Origin of the sequence: Roseibium sp. Sym1 (assembly GCF_027359675.1) — a bacterium.
Taxonomy (GTDB): domain Bacteria; phylum Pseudomonadota; class Alphaproteobacteria; order Rhizobiales; family Stappiaceae; genus Roseibium.
This window is the reverse complement of the sequence record NZ_CP114786.1, coordinates 6,036,180-6,056,066: the sequence shown is the minus strand read 5'-3', so window position 1 is coordinate 6,056,066 and position 19,887 is coordinate 6,036,180. Positions and strand designations below refer to the sequence as shown.

Below are 19,887 nucleotides of genomic sequence, written 5' to 3'. Positions count from 1 at the left end.
TGGAACTCCTCTCAGTTCACGACATCCAGCCCACGCATGTGGCGGAACAGGTAATTCGCGGTGTTGACCGGATGAAACGGCGGGCTGATCTTGGCCGTGATGGCGCCCTCCGGGTTGATCACCGTGACGGCCGCGCTGTGGGTGACGTCATAGGCAACGTCTTCGGCGTCGGATTTTTCCAGGCGGTAGAAGCCGTCGATGCTTTCCACCAGCTTGTCGATCTCGGCGCGCTCGCCCGTGATGCCCGTGAAGGAAATCCCGAAATGGGTGACATAGTCCGCCAGCAGCTCTTCGTCCCGGTCAGGATCCACGGCCAGGAACACCACTTCCGGCAGCCTGGCGGGTGAAACGAGTTGGGAAAGTTCGGTGCGCACCGCCTCAAGATTGGCGAGCGTGAACGGGCAGACATCGGGGCAATGGGTGAATCCGAGGAAGAGCAGGGTCCAGCCGCCCTTCAGCTCATCCTGGGTGAAGGGCGACCCGTCCTGTGCAGCCAGGGAAAAGTCGCCGACCTTGACCGGCTCCTCCAGAATGACGCCCTGCACCCCCTGCGCGGCTGCGGTAATTGAAGCGAGCGGTAGGAGCAGGGCCAGACACAAGCCCGGGAGAATGCGTCGCATGGGCTTACCTGTTCTGCTGTTCGAAGGCTTTCAGGCTTTCGGCGCGGATCTGGTCGAGGCAGATCTTCTTCAGGGCCATGAACTCGGCACCCGTGGCCATGGCCGGATCGCGCGGGCGCGGCAGGGTGACCTCCAGGTCGTCGATGATCGAGCCCGGGCTCGCGCTCATGATCAGGACCCGGTCGGCAAGGAAGATGGCCTCGTCGACATCGTGGGTAACGAACACGACCGTGATGCCGAACTCGCTCCAGAGCGACAAAAGGTTTTCCTGCATCATCAGGCGGGTCTGGGCGTCGAGCGCCCCGAAAGGTTCGTCCATCAGGAGCACGGACGGGTAGTTGGCCAGCGCCCGGGCGATGCCGACCCGCTGTTGCATGCCGCCGGAGAGTTCCGAGGGGTACTTGTCCGCGAACCGGGACAGGCCGACCATTTCCAGGAAGGTGTTGGCGATGGAGCTGCACTCCACATTGGTCCGACCCGCGACCTTGGGCCCGAAGGCGATGTTGTCGCGGATCGTCTTCCACGGAAACAGCGAATATTGCTGGAACACCATGCCCCTGTCCGGCCCGGGATCCTTGACGACTTTCCCATCGACCGAGACGGTGCCGCTCGAGGGCGTGACGTAGCCCGCGATCGAGTTCAGCAAGGTCGACTTTCCGCAGCCGGAGGGGCCGAGGATGCAGACGAACTCACCGGGCTTGATGTCGAGCGAAGTCTTCTTCACGGCCTGGTTGGCGGTGGCTCCCTTGCCGAAGACGATCTCGACATCCTCGATTTCTATGTGGCCGATGTCCTTTTGGGCGGCGAGCGGCCGGTGGGGGATGTGTTCCTTCAGGGACACGACTTGCGTGGTCATGCATGCACTCCTTTCGCGGAGGAAGATTGGGTGTCTGGGCTGGCTGCTGTCGCGGCGTGGCGGTCCGACGGGCCGGGATCGGCAAGGATGAGCACCGTGGCGGCCAACAGCGCATAGCCGCCGGCCGTCAGGTAGGGGCCTGCGGGCTCCACCCAGAAGGACGCGGAAACGCTGAGGCCGAGCATCGACAGGCCCACGATCCAGGTCGGCGTGGCACAGCACACCACCCAGCTCATCGTCGCCGAGGTCACGGCGACAAAGCCGGCACCCAGGCCCGTTGCGGTGCCGGCCTTGAGACGTGTCGAGGTCGGACAGCCGGTTTTGGCTTTCAACAGGAGAAGGCTGGTCGCCAGCAGGCCGGCGAGGATCATGACCAGGAACACCTTGTAGGGCAGGATATTCAGTGCCCATTCGGATATGCCGTGGCCAAAGTCGTAGTTCATGTAGCCGAACTCGAGAAGATACTCCTCGGCGACGATTGGCGGAACGTCGCTGAAAGAGGGCGTCGAGCGGTAGATGGTCCACACGTTTGCCGGCCAGTTGTAGGCGGTCGCGTAGTTCGGCAGGGCGCCGAAGCGGACAATCAGCGCACTCATCAGCAGGGCGTAATAGCCCACGGTGAAGCCCGCGGTCAGCGCCAGCCACAGTCCGAACCTGGAGCGGACGCAGGCGCCCGCAACCGCCAGTCTCCTGCCGAGGGCAAGCACCGTCATCTTGCCCTCTTCTGCCAGGCAAGCAGCGGTTTCATGGCGAGTTTCACCGCATAGGTGGACAGGGTGCCGAGACCGCCGATCACCAGCATCCCGACGACGATGTCCGGGTAGTTGATCAGCGAATAGGCGTCCCAGGTGAAATAGCCGATGCCGTACTGGCCGGAAATGATTTCGCCGGCAAGCAATGAAAACCAGCTGACGCCCATGCCGATGGCCAGGCCCGCGGCAATGCTCGGAAGGGCGGCGGGCAGGATGACATGCCAGAAGATCTGCATTCGGGATGCCCCGAGCGACTTGGCGGCGCGGACCAGGACTTCCGGCGTCTGTTCCACGCCATGAAGCGTGTTGAGCACGATCGGGAACAGGGCGCCGAGCAGCGTGATATAGATGATCGAGGCTTCCTCGGTCGGCCACATCAGGATGGCGAGCGGGATCCAGGCAACGGCAGGGATCGGACGGAGCACCTCGATATAGGGATAGATCAGCGAGCGGGCGATCTTCGACCGGCCCATCAGCACGCCGGCGGCAATGCCGAGTACCGATGCCGTGACATAGCCGATCAGGATCCGCTGCATCGAAACGCCGATATGGATGTAGAATTCCTCTTCGCCCAGATGAGTCCAGAAGGCCGTGAACACCTTCGCGGGGGAGGGGATGTTCTCGAAATTGATGTAGAAATCGACCTTGTAGGTGGTCGCCAGGTGCCACAGCAGGATACCGGCGGCGAGCGAGACCAGGCTCAGCAGGATGGTGAGCGCGTTCTTCCTCAGCAGTCCGAGACCGTTTGCAACGCTTTCCCGCAGCTTTTCGAAGACGTCCTCGCCCGACATGCCGGGCGCATCCGCGAATCCGACCAGGTCTTCCTTCCTTTGGGCGGGAGCGGAGGGCTCCGGCCCCTGTTCCCTTTCCTCGGCCACGTCGGTGGCCTGACCCAAATTGCTCATGAATTTCTCCCTCAATAGACGGCGGCAGACCCGGGCGCGAACGGGCTGGAAGCACATTTTGGCGGGCGCCGCGGTGAAAGCCGCGGCGCCCGGGTTGATTTTGTTATTCGGTGGGAATGAAGGCCGCGACCGCCGTCGGCAGGTCGATGAGCTGGCCCTTGACCTCGGCGGCATAGGTTTCCGCATCCGGCTTGCGCAGGAAGGTCTCGTAGGAACCGTCCTCACCGAGGACGAAATAGGCGGTCTTGCCGAAGAGCTTCAGGCCGGTCGACTTGTCGTAGACATAGGTCGCGTTGAGCTTGGCTCCGGTCCCCTGGAATTCGGCAACGGCCTTGAGGAACTCCGGCATGGACCCGTATTTGAGAATGCCGTCGCGGGAGTGCCAGATCTCGGCGGGCAGACCGGCATTGGCCGCCTCGGGATCGACGACCTTTGCCTTGTCGGCTTCATAGTCCATTCCAAGATCGGAATAGGCCGCCTTGATGTAGTCCTCGGTGATCCACGCATCGAAGTCGAGCGGCGGGATGGCCTTTTCCTTGACCAGGACCGTGTGGTCCAGCTTCAGGGCATCGACCCAGGCGTCCTTGATGGTCGGATCCAGCGTCAGGTGACCGCCATTGGAGAAGTAGATGTAGAGGACTTCCTTCTCCACGCCGGTCCATTTTTCCATCAGGTCGACGGCTTCACTCGGATTGTCCTCGATCCACTTGCCGGCCTCGATGACGGCCTTCAGGAAGGCCGTGACGACTTCCGGATATTCCTCGGCGAAGTCCTGGCGGACCACGACGCCGTGCAGGTAGGGAACACCGGCTTCACTGCCGTCGTAGATTTTCCGGCCCGTGCCGCGGAATTCCATGATCTCGGACCAGGGGCAGAAATCGGAATGCGCGTCGATTTTGCCGGCCGCGATGTTGGCAGCGCCAACGGCTGGGCTCTGGTTCTTCAGGGAAACGTCTTCCCTGATGCCGTTGTCCTGCATGGCCTTCAGGAGCATGCCCCAGGCCGCCGACCCGACCGGTGTCGAAACCGATTTGCCCTTGAGCTGGTCAAAGGAGTAGATGTCGCTGTCCACCGGCACGACGACGGCGTTGCCGCTGCCCTTCAGGTTGTAGCCGGTTCCGGCAATGTAGAGTGTTCGCAGGGAATCCGTTTCCTGGAACTTCGCACCGTTCACGATGAGCGGATAGTCACCCATCACGCCGATATTCAGCTTGTTGGCGAGCATCTGGTTGGTGATCGGCCCGCCGGACGAATAATCCGCCCACGAGATGTTGTAGTCGACATCCGCGTAGTCGCCGTCTTTCGGAAGGTTCTTTTCCAGAAGTCCGAGTTCCTTCACCACGATGCCCGCGGTGTAGGTGTCCGTGCACATGCTCTGGTGACCGATCGCGATGTCGATGGTCTTGGCCAATGCAGGAATGCTGGGGAGTGCGACCGCGAGTGCGAGCCCCAATCCGAATCCAAGTGTTTTCTGCGTCATAACGTTCCCTCAAGTAGTGCCGCCTATCTCAGGACGGTTTTAATGGCGCAAAAGCCGTGCCAGCTTGAGGGAAGAAAACACGGAAATTTCTGTAATAGCTTGAAAAGACTACGTATATATCGGGATGACGGAATGTCCCGCCCATGGAGGCGGAAACCTCCAACCCGGGAAACGCTTATCCGCATGGCAGGTTGCGCGGTTTTTATGCAGTGCAGCAAGCTTAGCGGTAATACAAGTTCGCAAAACCTGTATTAGGCGCACGTGTTTTGTGATCGTGACAAGACGGAGAACAGCAAACTTGACGATCAAGTTTGCTCTTTTTTCTATTCGGGAATTTGGTGAAAAGGCGTCAAGGCTTCCCGGCCAGGGCCGGAAAGCAGGAAATACTTGAATTTAACTCCGGATCAGCTCAAGGACTTGAGGCCGGATATCATGGCCGGAGAGTCCCAGACCCTTTCACCGATTGCTCCGTAGATCACCCGGCCGCCGGCATCCAGAACATAGGTTACCGGCAGGCCGCGTATGAACCACTTGCTTGCGAGTTTGGTGTCCTGATCCAGCAGGACAGGCAACGCATCGTGATCGATCTTCTGAAGGAAATCACGGACCCTGTCCTCCCGGTCGCCGACATTGACGGCAAGAACGGCAAAGCGCTCCTGTCCCAGTTCGCGGTTCAGCCGTGCCAGCGTCGGCATTTCCTTCCGGCAGGGCGGACACCAGGTCGCCCAGAAGGAGATCACCACGGTCTTTCCGCGGTAGTCGCCGATCCTGTGAATGGTGCCGGACAGGTCCGGAATATCGAGTTCGGGGGCATCAATCGCCAATGGCGGCTCGGCCAGGCCCAGATATTTGAAGTCATGTTCCGCGCCAAAGGCGGGTGTCACCGCCACCGCGCCGGCAGCAAGACCACCCAGAATGTCCCGCCGGTTGAAGCTCACCATCTCGGTACCCTGATCTTGAATTGATGGCAGTCCGCGCGCACGAACAGGTGTTCGTAGTCGATCGGCCTGCCGGATGCATCAAAGGTAAGACGTTCGGTGCGGATCACCACGTCACCTTCGTTCACATTCAGGAGACGGCCGATATCGGGTTCCACCGGGACCACCGTCATGGTGATGTCGGCGAAGCCGATTTCAATGCCGAGCTTGTTTTCGATGAGCGCAAAAATATCGGTGTGCGGCAGATCGAGTTCGAGCAGCCGCTGGCCGATGGACAATGGAAAATAGCTGACGTCGATGCTCATCGCTTCCTCGGCGGCGATGCGAATGCGGCGGATCTTGACCAGGTCTTCACCGCGTTTCAGGCTCAGCGCCGCCGCAGCGGCCGCCGGAGCCGGGACAATCTCTGCGGAAAGGACTTCGGAACGGGTTTCCACGCCGAGCGGCGCCATCAGTTCCCCGAACCCCTGCAGCCGGCCGAGATCCTGCACCGCCTGCAGCGTGCACACGAAATAGCCCTTGCCCTGGTGCCCGACGATCAGGCTGGCATCCCGCAATACATTAAGGGCCAGCCGGATGGTGACCCGGCTGACCCCGAAACGTTTCATCAAGGCGCTTTCGCTGGGAAGATAGCTGCCGGGAGGAAAATCCCCCGCCAGGATCGCATCCATCAGCGTGTTGCCGATCTCCTGATATTTCGGCGGACGGGAAGAGGCGGTCGCCGAGGGACGGGTGTCACACAGGCGGGTATCGACATGCGCCTTCGTCCTGTCCACCTGCCGTGCCACCAGTCTGCCCACCTTGTGCCTCTCCCCTTGCCGAAATGCTGCTCTGCAGCATTATTACTCGATTTGCGCCAAAGCCCAACGAACATTTTTGCGCACGTCCGGATCCGGATCGTCCACCAGGCTTTCCAGGAACGGCAGGGCGGACCGGTCGGCGATCTCGCCGAGGGCCGCCGCCGCTTCCTTGCGCAGGTTGGAGGTCTGCTCGCCGAGCTGGGCCCCGATCCTGTCCACGGCGTCCACGACCTTCAGTTTTCCGAGGCTGCGCACCGCCTTGACCCGAACCTGCCAGTAGGCGTCGTCGAGCAGCGGAATGAGCTGTGCCGCCTCGTCGGTCATGGAGAACTTGCCGAGAACCTCCGCCGCGATCTCGCGCACGGCCCAGTGGTCGTCCTGAAGCGCCGCCAGCAGGGCGTCCTTGGCGTGAGAGGATTTCGAAAAGGCGAGTGCGCCGACAGCCGTCCGCCGGACCTCCGGGTCCTCGTCCCGGCAGCTGGCGATCAGGGCGGGCAGGGCCTCCTCGGCCTTCAGATAGCCGACCACGCCGAGGGCCTGGATCCTCACGGCTGCGACCGGGTCCTTCATGCCCTCGATGCCGTTTGCCAGCGCATCGGGGCGGCGCAGTTGCTTCAGGCCGAGCAGCGCCCCTTCGCGAACCTTCGCATCCTCATGCCCGGTCAGGGCCAGCAGGGGCGGCGCCGAGTCCGGATCCTTCAGTTCGGCAAGACTGTCCGCGGCGGCCCTAGCCACCTTGCCGTCCGTGTCCTGCAGTGCCTCGCACAGGGCGGTGGCCGCGGCCAGCCCGTCGAATTCTCCCAGCGCGATCGCGGCCTGCAGGCGGACTTCCGCGCTGTCATCGCCAACCGCCCGGGCAATCAGCGGAATGGCTTCGGGATCGGCCGTGTCGGCGAGATCCATCACCGCCACCCGGCGCACCGCCGGGTCGGGATCGGAGAGTTTCTCGTCCAGATCCTCAAAATCGCTTTCGTCCTCGAAAGGTTCGAACACCATCTCGACCTCCTCAGCGCAGCAGATAGGGAATGTTGACCGTGACGGCGTCGGTCGGGCAATCCGCCTCGCAGGGCATGCAGTACCAGCACTCGTCATATTTCATGTAGGCCTTGCCGGTCAGGTCGCTGATGCGCAGCACGTCGAGCGGGCAGACATCGACACAGACCGTGCAGCCCTTGTCGGCGATGCATTTTCCCTCGTCGACCACGACAGGAACGGTTGTCGGCGTGTTTGCAATGGGCATATGTGTCTCCGTTCTTTCGGGTCAGGCCTGGGCCGAGATGCGTTGTTTGTAGTAGGCGTCCTTCTCATCCTCGGCGATCGGGATGATGTAGGGCGCGACCTCCTTTTTCTCGCAGGTCATGGCGCCGCCCTGCTTGGACAGGAGCACGTGGCATTTCCAGTCCGTGTCATTGGAGTCCGGATAGTCCGAGCGCCAGTGGTACAGGCCCCAGCGGCTCTCCGCCCGGTAGAGCGAGGCATGTGCGGCCATATCGGCGCAGTCGAGGATGCTGGTAACTTCCATGGACCGCATCAGTTCGTGCGCGTCCCGGGCCATCATCTGGGTTTCCATGTCCTCGCGCACCTCGGCAAGACGGGCCTGGCAAAGCTCGTATTTGGCCGTCACCTTCGGCGGCTGCAGGTAGTCGTTCACCAGGCGGCGGATCTTGTATTCGATCTGGTTCGGTGGAATGCCGTCGTCGCGCCTTGTCGGCGCCAGAACACGCTCCTGCTCGAGGGAGATCGCAGCGTCGTCGAATTCGTCGAAATCGACGTCGTCTGCGAACTCGATAGCGTGTTCGCCCGCGATCGCACCGTTTGTAAACGCGCCCAGCATGTAGTTGTGCGGGACGCTCGCCATGTCTCCGGCGGCATAGAGGCCTGGCACGGTGGTGCGGGCGAACTCGTCGACATAAACCCCGGAGGCCGAGTGTCCGGAGCAGAATCCGATTTCCGAGATGTGCATCTCGATCATCTGCTCGGAATATTTCGTGCCGCGCTGCTCGTGGAAGCGGCCGCGGCTCGGCCGCTCAACCGTGTGCAGGATGTGCTCGATGTGATCGGCGGTATCCTTGTGCAGGTGGTTGAGCTTGAGGAACACCGGTCCCTTGCCGGACTGCAGTTCGTTGTAGAACTCCTGCATCATCTGGCCGGACCAGTAGTCGCATTCGATAAATCGTTCGTTTTTCGAGTTGGCGGTATAGCCCCCGAAAGGACCCGCCACATAGGCACAGGCGGGGCCATTATAGTCCTTGATCAACGGGTTGATCTGGAAACACTCCAGGTTCGCGAGCTTGGCACCCGCGTGATAGGCCATGGAATAGCCTTCCCCGGAATTCGTCGGGTTCTCGTAGGTGCCGTACAGATAACCGGATGTCGGCAGGCCGAGACGGCCGGCGGCCCCCATGCACATGATCACGGCCTTGGCCTTGATCACCAGGAACTCGCCCGTACGGGTGTTGACGGCGATCGCGCCGGCGGCGCGGCCGCTCTTTCCCGTCAGCAGGCGTGTCGCCATGTAGCGGTTGGAAATCAGCACGCGCGCCCGGCGCAGCTGACGGTAAAGCGCCTTCTTGACGGTGTCGCCATTGGGCATCGGCAGGACGTAGGTTCCCATGTGGTGAACCTTCTTGACGTCGTATTCGCCGTTCTCGTCCTTCTGGAACCTGATGCCGAACTGGTCGAGCTCCTCGATGATGCCGTAGCAGTTCTGGGCATATTTGTAGACGGCCGCCTGGTCGACGATGCCGTCATTGGCGATGGTGATTTCCTTGGTGTACTGCTCGGGCGTCGAGTGCCCGGGAATGACCGCGTTGTTGAGGCCGTCCATGCCCATGGAAATGGCGCCGGACCGTTTCACGTTGGCCTTTTCCAGCAGGATGACCTTGGCGTTCGGGTTCTTCTTCCGCGCCCTGTAGGCCGCCATCGGCCCGGCCGTGCCGCCGCCGATCACCAGCAGGTCGCAATCCACTTCATTCAATCCTGCACGAAGGTCATCCATGCCTGTCTCCACTCTCTCCAGCAATTGCATTCAGACTAGGACCGGCGCTCACGGCCGGTCGGTCAACTAATTGCCCTTCAGAAAATCATTTGGTGTCAGAGGGCTGTTTTCCGGGGCGGGCTGCACTGTTTGGGCAAGGTCCAGCAGATAGGCCCAGGGATAGATCGCGCGGTCATACCCGTCGGAAAAGACGATGTTGATCGCGTAGGAACCGATCGGGCGAACTGCGCTGATCGACAGGTCCGCGGCAGCCGGAACGGCCAGGCCCGAAAGTTTCAGTTTCTTGCTTCGCGCCGACTGGCTGTTGTCCCGCAAAAACGGCGCGGTGAAGGAAAGCACCTGACCGTCCGGCCAGGTCAGCTTCAATCCTGCGCCTTTGCCGGTCACCCGGATTTCCTCCGGGCCTTCACAGTTTCTCAGCCGGTCGGGCGAGGGAAGGGGGACGGTTGGTTCTGATGGGGTCGGGATCACGGGTTTCAGCTCCTTGCCTTTGATGAAAGCAGCTGACCACACGCCCGCAGACGCCAATAGCAACTAATTGACCGACAATTCGGAAAAGGACCGCAATAACGGCGAAAGTTCATCAAAACGGAGGGGCCAATGACCTTTGTCGTCACTGAAAACTGCATCCGGTGCAAATACACCGACTGTGTCGAAGTCTGTCCGGTCGACTGCTTCTATGAGGGCGAGAACATGCTCGTCATCAATCCGGACGAGTGCATCGATTGCGGCGTCTGTGAACCGGAATGCCCCGCCGAGGCCATCCTGGCCGACACCGATCCGGAAGCGCAGAAATGGATCGATCTCAATGCCAAATACGCCGCCCTCTGGCCGGTCATCACCGAAAAGATCGACGCCCTGCCGGATGCCGAGGACTGGAATGGCGTTGGTGGCAAACTCGAGCAACTGAGCGAAAAAGCCGCCTGAACACGGAAGTATCCGCCCGCTCACCCGGCCCCCGCGCCGCGAACCCGATCCAACCGAGAGAGCTTGCCATGAATGTCATGACCCGCCCCGAAGAGCTGGAAGCCTGCGCACCTGCGGGCACCTTTGTCGAAACCGTCACCAAGGTCACCCATTACACCAACCGGCTGTTCCATTTTCACATGACCCGTCCCGCCGGGTTCCGGTTCCGCTCGGGCGAGTTCGTCATGATCGGGCTGATGATCGAGGGCAAACCCGTGTTCCGGGCCTATTCGATCGCCAGTCCGTCCTGGGCGGAGGACATGGAGTTCTTTTCCATCAAGGTGCCCGACGGCCCGTTGACGGCGCACCTGCAGAAGATCCAGCCGGGCGACGCGATCCTGATGCGCAAGAAGCCGACGGGGACACTGGTCAACGACGCACTGGTGGCCGGGCGCCGGCTCTACATGTTCTCGACCGGCACGGGCATTGCGCCCTTCGCCAGCGTGATCCGGGATCCGGAAACCTACGAAAAATTCGACGAGTTGATCCTGACCCATTCCTGCCGGGAAGTGGCGGAGCTCAAATACGGCCAGGACCTGGTCGAGGCGGTCAAGCAGGACGAAATGCTCAACGAGCTGTTCGATACCTCGAAACTCAGGCTCTACAATTCCGTCACCCGCGAGGAGTATCCTTTTCAGGGCCGGATCACCGACCTGATCGGGAACGGCAAGCTGTTCGACGACCTCGGCGTGCCGCCCCTGGACCCGGCAACGGACCGGGGCATGATCTGCGGTTCCGCGGAAATGCTCAAGGACACCAAGGCGCTGCTGGAAAAGGCGGGGCTCACCGAGGGCGCCAACAACCGTCCGGCCGAATTCGTCATCGAAAGGGCCTTCGCGGGATGAAGACCCGGGCCATGTCCGGGCTCCTGCCGGGACTTCTCCTGTGTCTTGTCGTCAGCGCCCTTGCGGCCGGCATCGGCAAGGCCGGAAGTCTTCTTGCGGGCGTGCGGCTGATCGATCCCTTTACCGCTGCCATCGTGCTGGGGTTCTGCATAAGAACCTTTGTCCGCATTCCGCAGGCCTGCGCCCCCGGCATCCGCTGCGGGACAGTCTCGGTGCTCGAGGTCGCCGTCTTCCTGCTCGGCTTTTCCATAGACCTGAGCGTTTTCGAAGGCAGCAACCTGGCCTTTGTCGGCATGGTCATGTCCTTCGTCGTTGTCATGATCGTGACCAGTTTCGCGATCTGCAGGGCGATTGGCCTGCCCGAGGACCTGGCCGTGCTGGTCGCCTGCGGAAACGCCATTTGCGGGAATGCGGCGATCGCCGCGGTCGCCCCTGTCGTGCATGCGGGCAACGAGGACGTGGTTGCCGCAATCACCTTCAGTTCCATTCTCGGCGTCGCGTTTGTCATCGCCTTGCCCGTCATGGCGCCGGTCATCGGTCTGAGCACGTTCCAGTTCGGAACCTTCGCCGGACTGACGGTCTATGCGGTTCCGCAGGTCGTGGCCGCGACCGCGCCTGTCAGCATGCTCAGCGCCCAGGTGGGCACGGCCGTCAAGCTGATGCGCGTGCTGATGCTCGTTCCCGCGGTCCTGGTCGCGCCGCTGCTGCTGCGCAAGCGTGAAAACCGTCACCAGGTTCAGGCGGAACCACGCGGCAGCCTGATCCGGACACTGCCCTGGTTCATACCGGGCTTCCTCCTGGCTGCCCTGATGAACAACCTGGGTTATGTCCCCGATCCGGTTGAAACACTGACGTCGGATGTTTCGCGCGCGCTCTTTGTCGTGGCCATGGCCGGGCTGGGCCTCAGCGTCGATTTGCGCCGGTTATTGAAGATCGGTCCGAGACTGATCCTCGGGGTCAGCGCCAGCCTGGTGCTTCTGTCCGCCGTCAGCCTGCTCTTTGCCGTGACACTTACCTGACCCATTGAAAGACTGCGTCCCTCAGGTGCCGGCCATAATGTCCACCGTCAAGACCGGATTCGCGGTCTGGATGAATTGACGCGGTCGACAATATTCCGAACACTGCGCGCATCGCGGCTGCTTCCCTGCGCTTCATTCCGTCCGGGGATCAAGAGGCCTGAAAAGGTTCGAGGGCCGGGCATGGCGCAAAGGGGACAAGACCATGAATCCGTTCAGCTTCCAGACCACCCGCTCGGTCCTGTGCGAGGTTGGCGCGACCGCGAAGATCGGGGAGATACTGGCCGGAATGGGCTGCCGAAAGGTCGCCTTCGTGACAGACGCGATCATCCTTGAGCTTGGACTGGCCCGGCAGGCGCTCGATGGCCTTGAGGCCGCGGGCGTGGACGTGTGGACGTTTTCCGGCGTTCTGGCCGATCCACCGGAAACGGTAATCCTGGGCGCCGTCGAGCAAGCCCGGGCGGAGAATGTCGACGGCGTCGTGTCGGTCGGCGGCGGCTCGTCGATGGACACCGCCAAGTTGATCGCGGTGCTCCTCAACACCGATCAGCCGATCGGGGAGATGTACGGCGTAGGCCTCGTCAAGGGCGAAAGATTGCCGCTGGTGCTCGCCCCGACGACCGCGGGCACGGGGTCCGAGGTGACGCCGATCTCCATCGTGACAACGCCGACATCCGAGAAAAAGGGGGTTGTTTCCCCGCAATTGCTGCCGGACTGGGCCATCCTCGACGCCGAACTGACAGTGGGGCTGCCGGCACCGGTGACGGCGGCAACCGGCATCGACGCCATGGTGCACGCCATCGAAGCTTATACTTCCAGGCACAGGAAGAACGTGGTGTCGGACTGCCTTGCCCGGCAAGCGCTGGAATTGCTGGGGGCCAATATCCGAACGGCCTGCCACAGCCCTCGGGACCGTGACGCCCGCAGCGCGATGCTTCTGGGATCGATGCTCGCCGGCATGGCCTTCGCCAATGCGCCGGTGGCAGCGGTGCATGCCCTGGCCTATCCGCTCGGAGGGCATTTCCACGTTCCCCACGGACTGTCCAATGCGCTCGTTCTGCCATACGTGCTGGAATACAACGCACCGGAGGCCGAGAAGCTCTACGCCGAAATCGCTCCGATCATCTTTCCCGAGCTTGCCGGCAAACCCGCCCGGCAAATGGTCGAAGGCATGGTGACGGGCTTCATGGAGCTGGGGCCGGAGCTTGGCATGCAGACCAGGCTTTCGGAAGTTGGCGTGAGCCACAACAATCTGCCGACCCTTGCGGAGGACGCCATGAAACAGACCCGGCTCCTGGTCAACAATCCCCGTGAGATGACCTATGAGGCCGCGCTCGGGATTTACGGCAAGGCCTTGTAGGAACCCCGGCACCCCGTCACCTACCGCTCGAGTGGTGCCTGGGCCTCACGCGGGACCTTGGAAACCTTCCAGCGCCTTGCGCAGAACGTCCGGGGCGGCGACCGGATCGAGGCTGTTGCCGGGGCGACCCTGGAGGAGGGCAAGTGGCGAATAGGCTTGAGACCGGTAATCGCAAGCGACAATTTCGCGGCGCCAAGTCGCAATTTAGATAAAACTTTATCTTTACAAAAAATTACATCGTCAAATTGTCGGATCCCTAAAATTTTAGAGTTTCGCTCAATCGGATATTTCGAGCTTGAAGCTACGTTCCGTGCCAAATAGTGCGGAGCGAACGAATGAAATTCCGTTTCAAGAGTTTTGTTTTTGTAAATTTGATGATGTCTGTTTGCCTGGGGTCCAGCGTGTTTGCGGAGGACGGCACGGCGGACGGGCGCCAAGGTGCCGCCAAAGGCTGGCTGGTCGCGTCCCTCCTGACGGACACCGGGTATGACCGCGCAGGCGCGGAGCCGCAGCAACCTGTCGGACAGGGTATCGAGGCTGGCGGCAATCGCATCGAAGCACCGCACGCGCTGTTTCCGCAGGCGGAGCAAGCGCCGGCCGCGCAAGTGCCGAAAAAGAGCTCCGCCGCGGTCCGGTTGGCGGCGCTGCTCGGTGGCAGCCCCCTCCAGCTGCGCCGCGACAAGGCTCCGCGGGTTGAGGCCAACGTGCCGGACTGCCTTCTCGCTCCGGCCCCGCCGGCCCAGCTCGCGACCTATTCCAAATACGACCAGGCAGACAAGTCCCGGTCAACCATCGATCCGCTGGCGCATAAGAAGCGCAAAAGCCAGGTGCAGCCGATCCGCAACTCGGTGAGGCTCCTGACGAATGTCGCCTATGCCAAATCCGCGACGTCTGCTGTTGCGGAGGCTCGCGCGGAATGTGTCCTGAAAAGCCTGGACTCCTGGGCTCGGGCCGATGCCCTGACGGACATGCAAACCTCCGACGCCGTCCTGAGCCGGGACCGCTGGGTCGCCGAGGCCGTGCTCGCATTGCATGAAGTGTCGCAAAAGGTCGAACTCAGCAATGAGCGACGCGCCAACTACGATGCCTGGCTGCGCAAGATCGCCGACAGCACGATCGAGGCCTACGCCATGCGCCTCGGTCCCAAGTCCCGCACCAACAATCACAGATATTGGGCCGGCCTTTCGGTGATAGCGATTGGTGTTGTCCTCGAAGATCAGGACCTGGTGGCCTGGGGCCGCAGGAGTTTCGAGATCGGGTCCTGTCAGGTGGACGCCAACGGGCTGCTGCCCGGCGAGTTGCGCCGCGGTTCCAAGGCGCTGGAGTACCACCTTTATGCCCTGCGCCCGCTGGCGGCAATCGCGAGGTTGCACCAGGTCAACGGCTCCGCCGAGGGGTTGAAGTGTTTCGATGGGTTCCAGCGTCTTCAGCAAACCATGCAAAAGGCGATGAAAGACCCCGCTGATTTTGAAAGATACTCTGGCATGCGTCAGAAGGTGAAAGTCAGCGAAACCAGTTATTCGGCTGCCCTGCAATTTCAGCAGCTCGGCATCTGAAACAGCCTGACATCCTGCGTTTTCGAAGAACCCCGGCCGCGCCAAGCTGCCGGGGTATTCTGTTTGACGCTGTCTGACGCGCAGATATTGAAGCTGTGCAGGGGGGCGGGCCCTTGCTCCGCCCGGACCCGCGGATTGCACATGTTGGTGCTCGCCTCGCCGATTTTCGTCTGGTCAGGCCGGAATTTTTCGGGGCAAAAGCCGTCCGAAATCAACTTACAGGCGCGTTTTTCTCGAATTCAATCAAACGCAAATCGATTTAATACGCTCCTGCCAGGGAGAGTGAGCGGCTGTTTGGCCGTCTGAAGCCGGCTCTGAAATGTTTTGTGAACACGGACTTTCCGCAAGGTTAACGAAAAATGACGCCAAATCGTTCATTTCACCGGTGAAATAATAGAGCTGTTCAAATTTTCATCAAATTGCGGGGAAGCGACGAATTCTGGTCATTTTGGATGATGGTAAAATTAGCAAGCAAAATTGTTTCGCAGCAATGCACGTATTGGTAGCGCGATTGTTGTGCAGTCAATTGATTATTTTTTTTGCAGCCTGAAAAAATGTCAGGAAAATTTCGTCTTGACGCGATTTCTAATTGTCCCTTTAAGTTCTCATTAATTGGTTTTGCGATGCACAAAGTGCGGTGCACAAATTTCTGTGCACATCAAGACGAGTGAAACAACGAGCGCAATCCAGCACAGCCGGCCTTCGGCTGTGATCGGGGAACTGTGCTTAAAAACAGTAGTTTATAGAAGGCTGCCCGAAACGGTTGCCACCAGTCCGACTTGAATTTTGGAGATTCGGAAATGAACGAGAAGAAGTTGAAGGTAAGCATTTTCGGTGCTGGCTATGTGGGCTGCGTATCTGCCGGCTGTCTTGTGAAGGACGGTTTTGAAGTGGTCGCGGTCGATCCGGACAGCTACAAGGTCGATGCAATTTCTGCGGGCAACTCTCCGATCTATGAGCCGGGCCTGTCCGCACTGATCAAGTCCGGCGTCGACAACGGCATGCTGTCGGCGACCAGCGACTTCAAGAAAGCCGTCCTTGAAACCGACGTCTCGTTCTGCTGCACGGGCACTCCGAGCCAGGAGGATGGGTCGCTCAACACCGGCTATGTGAAGCTTGTCTCCGAGCAGATCGGCGAAGCGATCCGCGAGAAGGAAGGCCGGCACATCGTCGTGATGCGTTCGACAATTCTTCCGGGCACCGTGGAAGCCGAGGTCATTCCGGCGCTGGAAAAGTCCTCCGGCAAGAAGGTCGGCACGGATATCGGGCTTGCCTACTATCCGGAATTCCTGCGTGAAGGCACCGCGATCTCCGACTACTACGAACCGGGGGCAATCGTTTTCGGCAAATACGAGGACGACGAAGAGTCCGTCAAAGCGCTCATGGCCCTTTGCGCGCAGATCCCGGTCAAGCCACATGTCATTCCGATCCGCAGCGCCGAGATCGTCAAATACACCAACAACTGCTGGCATGCCGTCAAGATTTCCTTCTCCAACGAGATCGGCAATCTGTGCAAGTCCGTCGGTATCGACAGCCATGTCGTCATGGATGTCCTTTGCGCGGATACGCGGCTGAACATCTCCCGGGCCTACATGAAGCCCGGCTTCGCCTATGGCGGTTCATGCCTGCCGAAGGATCTGCGGGCGCTGCGCCATTTCGGCAAGGTCCACAACATCTCGACGCCGGTGCTGGATGCCGCGGTCGAAGCCAATGAATACCAGCTGGACCGGGCCTTCCGCCTGGTCAATCGCGGCGGTGCCCGGAAGGTCGGCATGTTCGGCCTGACCTTCAAGCCCGACACGGACGACCTGCGGGAAAGCCCGCTGGTCCTGCTCGCCGAGCGCCTGATGAGCAAGGGCCACAAGCTGTCGATCTACGATCCGAACGTGTCCGCGATCGACGATGGCGGCCGCAATTTCGTCCCGCACCTGGCGGACTTCATCAAGAGCTCCGCGGATGAGGTCACGTCCGAAGTGGACACGATCATCATCGGCATCAAGAACGACCAGATCCGCGAAGCCCTCAAGAATGCGCGGGGAGGGGCGAGCATCGTCGATCTCGTCCGGTTGCCGATCGAGGCACCGGAAGGTGTCCACTACGAAGGCCTCGTCTGGTAAATCGATATGGTCGCCATTCTGACCCACGTCATCTTTGTCCTGGCAATTGCGCTGTGCGCAGTGCTTTTGCCGGACATCGCCTTTGACGAAAAATCACGGAATGCCATTCTCCTGGTCGGCGTCATCGGCATGTGGCGCTGGTCCTGGGGCCTGGTACACCTGGTCAGAAGCCTCTGGTTCCGGCTGGTCCGTTTCCCGCGTACACGAAAGCTCGCGGAACGGACGGCCGATGCTGAAGGGTACGGCCATGCGTTTTTCCTGATCACAAGCTTCCGGATCGATGCGCCGACCACTGCCAAGGTCTATCGCGGGGCGTTCATCGCCGCGGCCGAGGCACCGGCGGGCGCAACCGTGGTCTGCTCGATTGTCGAACTGGGCGACGAGCGGCTCATTCGCCGCCTTGCCGAGGTCATGTACGGCGAGAAACTGCCTTTCACACTTGAAATCGTGCGCATTCCCGGAACCGGCAAGCGGGACGCGCTGGCACATGGCTTCCGGGCAATCGCGGCCTACAATCCGGCGCGCGCCGACACAGTGTCGGTGATCGACGGCGACAGCATCATCCCGCCGGATCTTGTCCGCAAATGCGCCTGCCTGTTCCAGATCGACCCGCAGCTCGGGGCGCTCACGACGGACGAAGTCTGCACCGTCGAAGGCGCCGAGATCTTCAAGCAATGGTACTCCATGCGGTTTGCGCAGCGGCAGATCCTGATGTCCTCGCACGGACTCGCCCAGCGGGTTCTGACCCTCACCGGACGGATGTCCATGTTCCGCGCCGAGGTCGCCTGCAGTCCCGAGTTCATCGATCACGTGCAGAACGACTACATCCATCACTGGCGTCTCGGCCGCATCAAGATGCTGACCGGTGACGACAAGTCGAGCTGGTTCTGGCTGCTGAAGAATGGCTACAAGATGTATTACGTGCCGGATGTCCAGGTCGAAACCATCGAGCAGCCGCCCGATCCGAACTTCCTGAAGTCTGCCTACGCCCTGATGACGCGCTGGTTCGGCAACATGCTGCGCACCAATTCCCGCGCGCTGCAGCTCGGCCCCGTGAAGATCGGTGCCTTCACCTGGTGGTCCATCCTCGATCAGCGTATCTCCATGTGGACCAGCCTGTCGGGCATTACGCTGGCCCTGCTCGGGACTGCCTTCATCACGCCGTGGACCTTCGCGTTCTACATGCTCTGGGTGGCGGTCTCGCGCTACCTGCTGGCACTCACCTTCCTGACGGTCAGGCCCTCGATCAACCTCGTCTACATTCCGCTTCTCTATTTCAACCAGATCTTCGGGTCCCTGGTGAAGGTGATCATCTTCTTCCGGCTCGACAGGCAGAAATGGACCCGGCAGAAGACCGCGCTCAAGAAGACCGACAGTGCCTTCGAGGCCCGCTTCAAGGAATGGTCGTCGCACCTGATCAACACCGTGGCCCTGCTGGTCTTCGTTTCGGTGCTGGTGCTCCTGTCGAACATGCACAACTACACAACGTCAGAGCAGCCGCCGCGGATGCCGCGCGTCTCGGAAAGGACCTTTCCATGAGTGCTGTGGCTAAGGCAAAGCGCCCGGACCGGCAGTTCCCGCGCTACAAGGTTCCGCTGAAGGCACGGATCGACGGCGAAACTGTCACGGTCTGCGACTGGTCGGCTGCGGGACTGGGACTGGCCGACCTGCCGGCTCCCCTGCAGGTGCCCGGCACCCTGACCGTCACGGTTCTCCTGGAGACCAACGGATCGGTGCTCGAACTTCCCCTCGCCACACGAGTGGTCTGGTGCAACCCGGACGAAGGACGGGCCGGTCTCGAGATCCTCGACGATGCGCACAAGACCGCACCCCTGTCCGACTTTGCCGACCTCTACCTGGCCGGCCGCGTGGTTCAGCAAGACACGAACATCTACGTAATGGGAAACACCATGTCCGAAACAGAAAGCATCAAGTCGCCGGTCGTCGCCTCGGCTCCGTCATCCGGGCAGAGCGGCCTGGCCGGACGCATTTTCGGCCTGGCAATCTTCGCGGTTGTCGGCATCGCAGCGTTCCTGTTTCTGTTCGATGTCGTCTACAAGCGGCTGTTCACCTTCGAGGCGATTTCCGCAAGCGTCTCGTCGGACGTCGTGACCGTCTACCAGCCGCGGGACGGGGTGGTCGAGGTCGCGGACCTGCCGCGCGAGGTGACACCGGGTCAGAAACTGGCCACCGTCACGCTTGATGCGCCGGATCTGGATGGCAACAGGGTGGTCGACATCATCTCCCCCTGCGACTGCTATGTCCTGCAGCAGGCACGGCCGCAGGGCTCCTATTTCGGTCGGGCCGGCGCCCAGGTGTTCAACCTGGTGCCAAAGGATGCGCAACCGCACGTGACCCTGCGCGTTCCGTTCCGCAGACTGGAAACACTTTCTAAAAATCCAGCTATTTCATTGACTTACCTAGACGGCACCAAGGTGGATGGCGTTGAGATCCTGGCTGTTCCGAAAATCAGCGAATACACGGCGACGCAGCTTGAAGTCGTCGTTGACGCGGGCACCCGGCTCGACCCCTCGATGATCGGACAGCCCGTTTACGCGGTTTTCGACATGGCGCCCTGGCGCTAGGGGGGGAGCATCCGGGGGGGCGCGAACTCGTTTTTTATTGGAGACTGGAAAATGGTTGAATTGGTAAATTCGAGAAAAATTGTACCCGCAATC

At 61.0% G+C, this 19,887-nt stretch carries 19 protein-coding genes; 8 read left to right on the top strand and 11 right to left on the bottom strand.

What is annotated here, in order from left to right; genetic code table 11:
* Positions 1-11 precede the first annotated feature (11 nt).
* From O6760_RS28005 to O6760_RS27955, 11 genes are all read right to left on the bottom strand, one after another.
* Positions 12-620 carry an SCO family protein gene (locus O6760_RS28005; protein WP_269582939.1) on the bottom strand — a complete coding sequence of 203 codons (609 nt, stop codon included), beginning with the start codon at positions 618-620 and terminating at the stop codon, positions 12-14.
* 4 nt (positions 621-624) lie between these two features.
* The gene (locus O6760_RS28000) at positions 625-1,476 is read right to left on the bottom strand and encodes an ABC transporter ATP-binding protein (RefSeq protein ID WP_269582938.1); all 852 of its coding nucleotides are present in this window, start codon (positions 1,474-1,476) and stop codon (positions 625-627) included.
* Positions 1,473-2,189, bottom strand: a complete 717-nt coding sequence (locus O6760_RS27995; protein ID WP_269582937.1) for a hypothetical protein — start codon at positions 2,187-2,189, stop codon at positions 1,473-1,475. Before O6760_RS27995 ends, O6760_RS28000 begins: the two co-directional genes overlap by 4 nt.
* The gene (locus tag O6760_RS27990; protein WP_269582936.1) at positions 2,186-3,133 is read right to left on the bottom strand and encodes an ABC transporter permease; all 948 of its coding nucleotides are present in this window, start codon (positions 3,131-3,133) and stop codon (positions 2,186-2,188) included. Before O6760_RS27990 ends, O6760_RS27995 begins: the two co-directional genes overlap by 4 nt.
* Positions 3,134-3,236: 103 nt before the next feature.
* Positions 3,237-4,613, bottom strand: a complete 1,377-nt coding sequence (locus tag O6760_RS27985; RefSeq protein WP_269582935.1) for an ABC transporter substrate-binding protein — start codon at positions 4,611-4,613, stop codon at positions 3,237-3,239.
* Between the two features lie 404 nt (positions 4,614-5,017).
* The gene (locus tag O6760_RS27980) at positions 5,018-5,554 is read right to left on the bottom strand and encodes a TlpA family protein disulfide reductase (RefSeq protein ID WP_269582934.1); all 537 of its coding nucleotides are present in this window, start codon (positions 5,552-5,554) and stop codon (positions 5,018-5,020) included.
* Positions 5,548-6,351, bottom strand: coding sequence for a GntR family transcriptional regulator (locus O6760_RS27975; protein ID WP_269582933.1), 804 nt, complete (start codon positions 6,349-6,351; stop codon positions 5,548-5,550). Before O6760_RS27975 ends, O6760_RS27980 begins: the two co-directional genes overlap by 7 nt.
* Positions 6,352-6,393: 42 nt before the next feature.
* A complete protein-coding gene (locus O6760_RS27970; protein WP_269582932.1) occupies positions 6,394-7,347 on the bottom strand; it encodes a HEAT repeat domain-containing protein in 954 nt (317 codons plus the stop codon).
* Positions 7,348-7,357: 10 nt separating this feature from the next.
* The gene (locus O6760_RS27965; RefSeq protein WP_148587465.1) at positions 7,358-7,591 is read right to left on the bottom strand and encodes a 4Fe-4S dicluster domain-containing protein; all 234 of its coding nucleotides are present in this window, start codon (positions 7,589-7,591) and stop codon (positions 7,358-7,360) included.
* 21 nt (positions 7,592-7,612) lie between these two features.
* Positions 7,613-9,349 (bottom strand): fumarate reductase/succinate dehydrogenase flavoprotein subunit, encoded by a 1,737-nt coding sequence (locus tag O6760_RS27960; protein ID WP_269582931.1) that lies wholly within the window; start codon positions 9,347-9,349, stop codon positions 7,613-7,615.
* A gap of 66 nt (positions 9,350-9,415) precedes the next feature.
* Positions 9,416-9,736 (bottom strand): DUF971 domain-containing protein, encoded by a 321-nt coding sequence (locus O6760_RS27955; protein ID WP_269582930.1) that lies wholly within the window; start codon positions 9,734-9,736, stop codon positions 9,416-9,418.
* 213 nt (positions 9,737-9,949) lie between these two features.
* On the opposite strand from O6760_RS27955, the gene fdxA reads away from it, so the two are divergent.
* From fdxA to O6760_RS27915, 8 genes are all read left to right on the top strand, one after another.
* Positions 9,950-10,276 (top strand): ferredoxin FdxA, encoded by a 327-nt coding sequence (gene fdxA, locus O6760_RS27950; protein WP_269582929.1) that lies wholly within the window; start codon positions 9,950-9,952, stop codon positions 10,274-10,276.
* Between the two features lie 68 nt (positions 10,277-10,344).
* A complete protein-coding gene (locus O6760_RS27945; RefSeq protein WP_269582928.1) occupies positions 10,345-11,160 on the top strand; it encodes a ferredoxin--NADP reductase in 816 nt (271 codons plus the stop codon).
* An 11-nt stretch (positions 11,161-11,171) separates the two neighbouring features.
* Entirely contained in the window at positions 11,172-12,179 is a 1,008-nt protein-coding gene (locus O6760_RS27940) for a YeiH family protein (RefSeq protein WP_269582927.1), read from the top strand.
* A gap of 202 nt (positions 12,180-12,381) precedes the next feature.
* The gene (locus tag O6760_RS27935; RefSeq protein ID WP_269582926.1) at positions 12,382-13,536 is read left to right on the top strand and encodes an iron-containing alcohol dehydrogenase; all 1,155 of its coding nucleotides are present in this window, start codon (positions 12,382-12,384) and stop codon (positions 13,534-13,536) included.
* Between the two features lie 374 nt (positions 13,537-13,910).
* Positions 13,911-15,092, top strand: a complete 1,182-nt coding sequence (locus tag O6760_RS27930; RefSeq protein WP_269582925.1) for an alginate lyase family protein — start codon at positions 13,911-13,913, stop codon at positions 15,090-15,092.
* Positions 15,093-15,892: 800 nt separating this feature from the next.
* Positions 15,893-17,209: a nucleotide sugar dehydrogenase gene (locus O6760_RS27925; protein ID WP_269582924.1), complete on the top strand. Its 1,317-nt coding sequence runs from the start codon at positions 15,893-15,895 to the stop codon at positions 17,207-17,209.
* A 6-nt stretch (positions 17,210-17,215) separates the two neighbouring features.
* Positions 17,216-18,748 carry a glycosyltransferase gene (locus O6760_RS27920; RefSeq protein ID WP_269582923.1) on the top strand — a complete coding sequence of 511 codons (1,533 nt, stop codon included), beginning with the start codon at positions 17,216-17,218 and terminating at the stop codon, positions 18,746-18,748.
* Positions 18,745-19,794, top strand: a complete 1,050-nt coding sequence (locus O6760_RS27915) for a PilZ domain-containing protein (protein WP_269582922.1) — start codon at positions 18,745-18,747, stop codon at positions 19,792-19,794. Before O6760_RS27920 ends, O6760_RS27915 begins: the two co-directional genes overlap by 4 nt.
* The last annotated feature ends 93 nt before the right edge of the window (positions 19,795-19,887 follow it).

Excerpts from the sequence above, each read along its gene's own strand:
- O6760_RS28005 (WP_269582939.1), bottom strand. The coding sequence starts at position 620 with ATGCGACGCATTCTCCCGGGCTTGTGTCTGGCCCTGCTCCTACCGCTC.
- O6760_RS28000 (WP_269582938.1), bottom strand. The coding sequence starts at position 1,476 with ATGACCACGCAAGTCGTGTCCCTGAAGGAACACATCCCCCACCGGCCG.
- O6760_RS27995 (WP_269582937.1), bottom strand. The coding sequence starts at position 2,189 with ATGACGGTGCTTGCCCTCGGCAGGAGACTGGCGGTTGCGGGCGCCTGC.
- O6760_RS27990 (WP_269582936.1), bottom strand. The coding sequence starts at position 3,133 with ATGAGCAATTTGGGTCAGGCCACCGACGTGGCCGAGGAAAGGGAACAG.
- O6760_RS27985 (WP_269582935.1), bottom strand. The coding sequence starts at position 4,613 with ATGACGCAGAAAACACTTGGATTCGGATTGGGGCTCGCACTCGCGGTC.
- O6760_RS27980 (WP_269582934.1), bottom strand. The coding sequence starts at position 5,554 with ATGGTGAGCTTCAACCGGCGGGACATTCTGGGTGGTCTTGCTGCCGGC.
- O6760_RS27970 (WP_269582932.1), bottom strand. The coding sequence starts at position 7,347 with ATGGTGTTCGAACCTTTCGAGGACGAAAGCGATTTTGAGGATCTGGAC.
- O6760_RS27965 (WP_148587465.1), bottom strand. The coding sequence starts at position 7,591 with ATGCCCATTGCAAACACGCCGACAACCGTTCCTGTCGTGGTCGACGAG.
- O6760_RS27960 (WP_269582931.1), bottom strand. The coding sequence starts at position 9,349 with ATGGATGACCTTCGTGCAGGATTGAATGAAGTGGATTGCGACCTGCTG.
- fdxA (WP_269582929.1), top strand. The coding sequence starts at position 9,950 with ATGACCTTTGTCGTCACTGAAAACTGCATCCGGTGCAAATACACCGAC.
- O6760_RS27945 (WP_269582928.1), top strand. The coding sequence starts at position 10,345 with ATGAATGTCATGACCCGCCCCGAAGAGCTGGAAGCCTGCGCACCTGCG.
- O6760_RS27940 (WP_269582927.1), top strand. The coding sequence starts at position 11,172 with ATGTCCGGGCTCCTGCCGGGACTTCTCCTGTGTCTTGTCGTCAGCGCC.
- O6760_RS27935 (WP_269582926.1), top strand. The coding sequence starts at position 12,382 with ATGAATCCGTTCAGCTTCCAGACCACCCGCTCGGTCCTGTGCGAGGTT.
- O6760_RS27930 (WP_269582925.1), top strand. The coding sequence starts at position 13,911 with ATGATGTCTGTTTGCCTGGGGTCCAGCGTGTTTGCGGAGGACGGCACG.
- O6760_RS27925 (WP_269582924.1), top strand. The coding sequence starts at position 15,893 with ATGAACGAGAAGAAGTTGAAGGTAAGCATTTTCGGTGCTGGCTATGTG.
- O6760_RS27920 (WP_269582923.1), top strand. The coding sequence starts at position 17,216 with ATGGTCGCCATTCTGACCCACGTCATCTTTGTCCTGGCAATTGCGCTG.
- O6760_RS27915 (WP_269582922.1), top strand. The coding sequence starts at position 18,745 with ATGAGTGCTGTGGCTAAGGCAAAGCGCCCGGACCGGCAGTTCCCGCGC.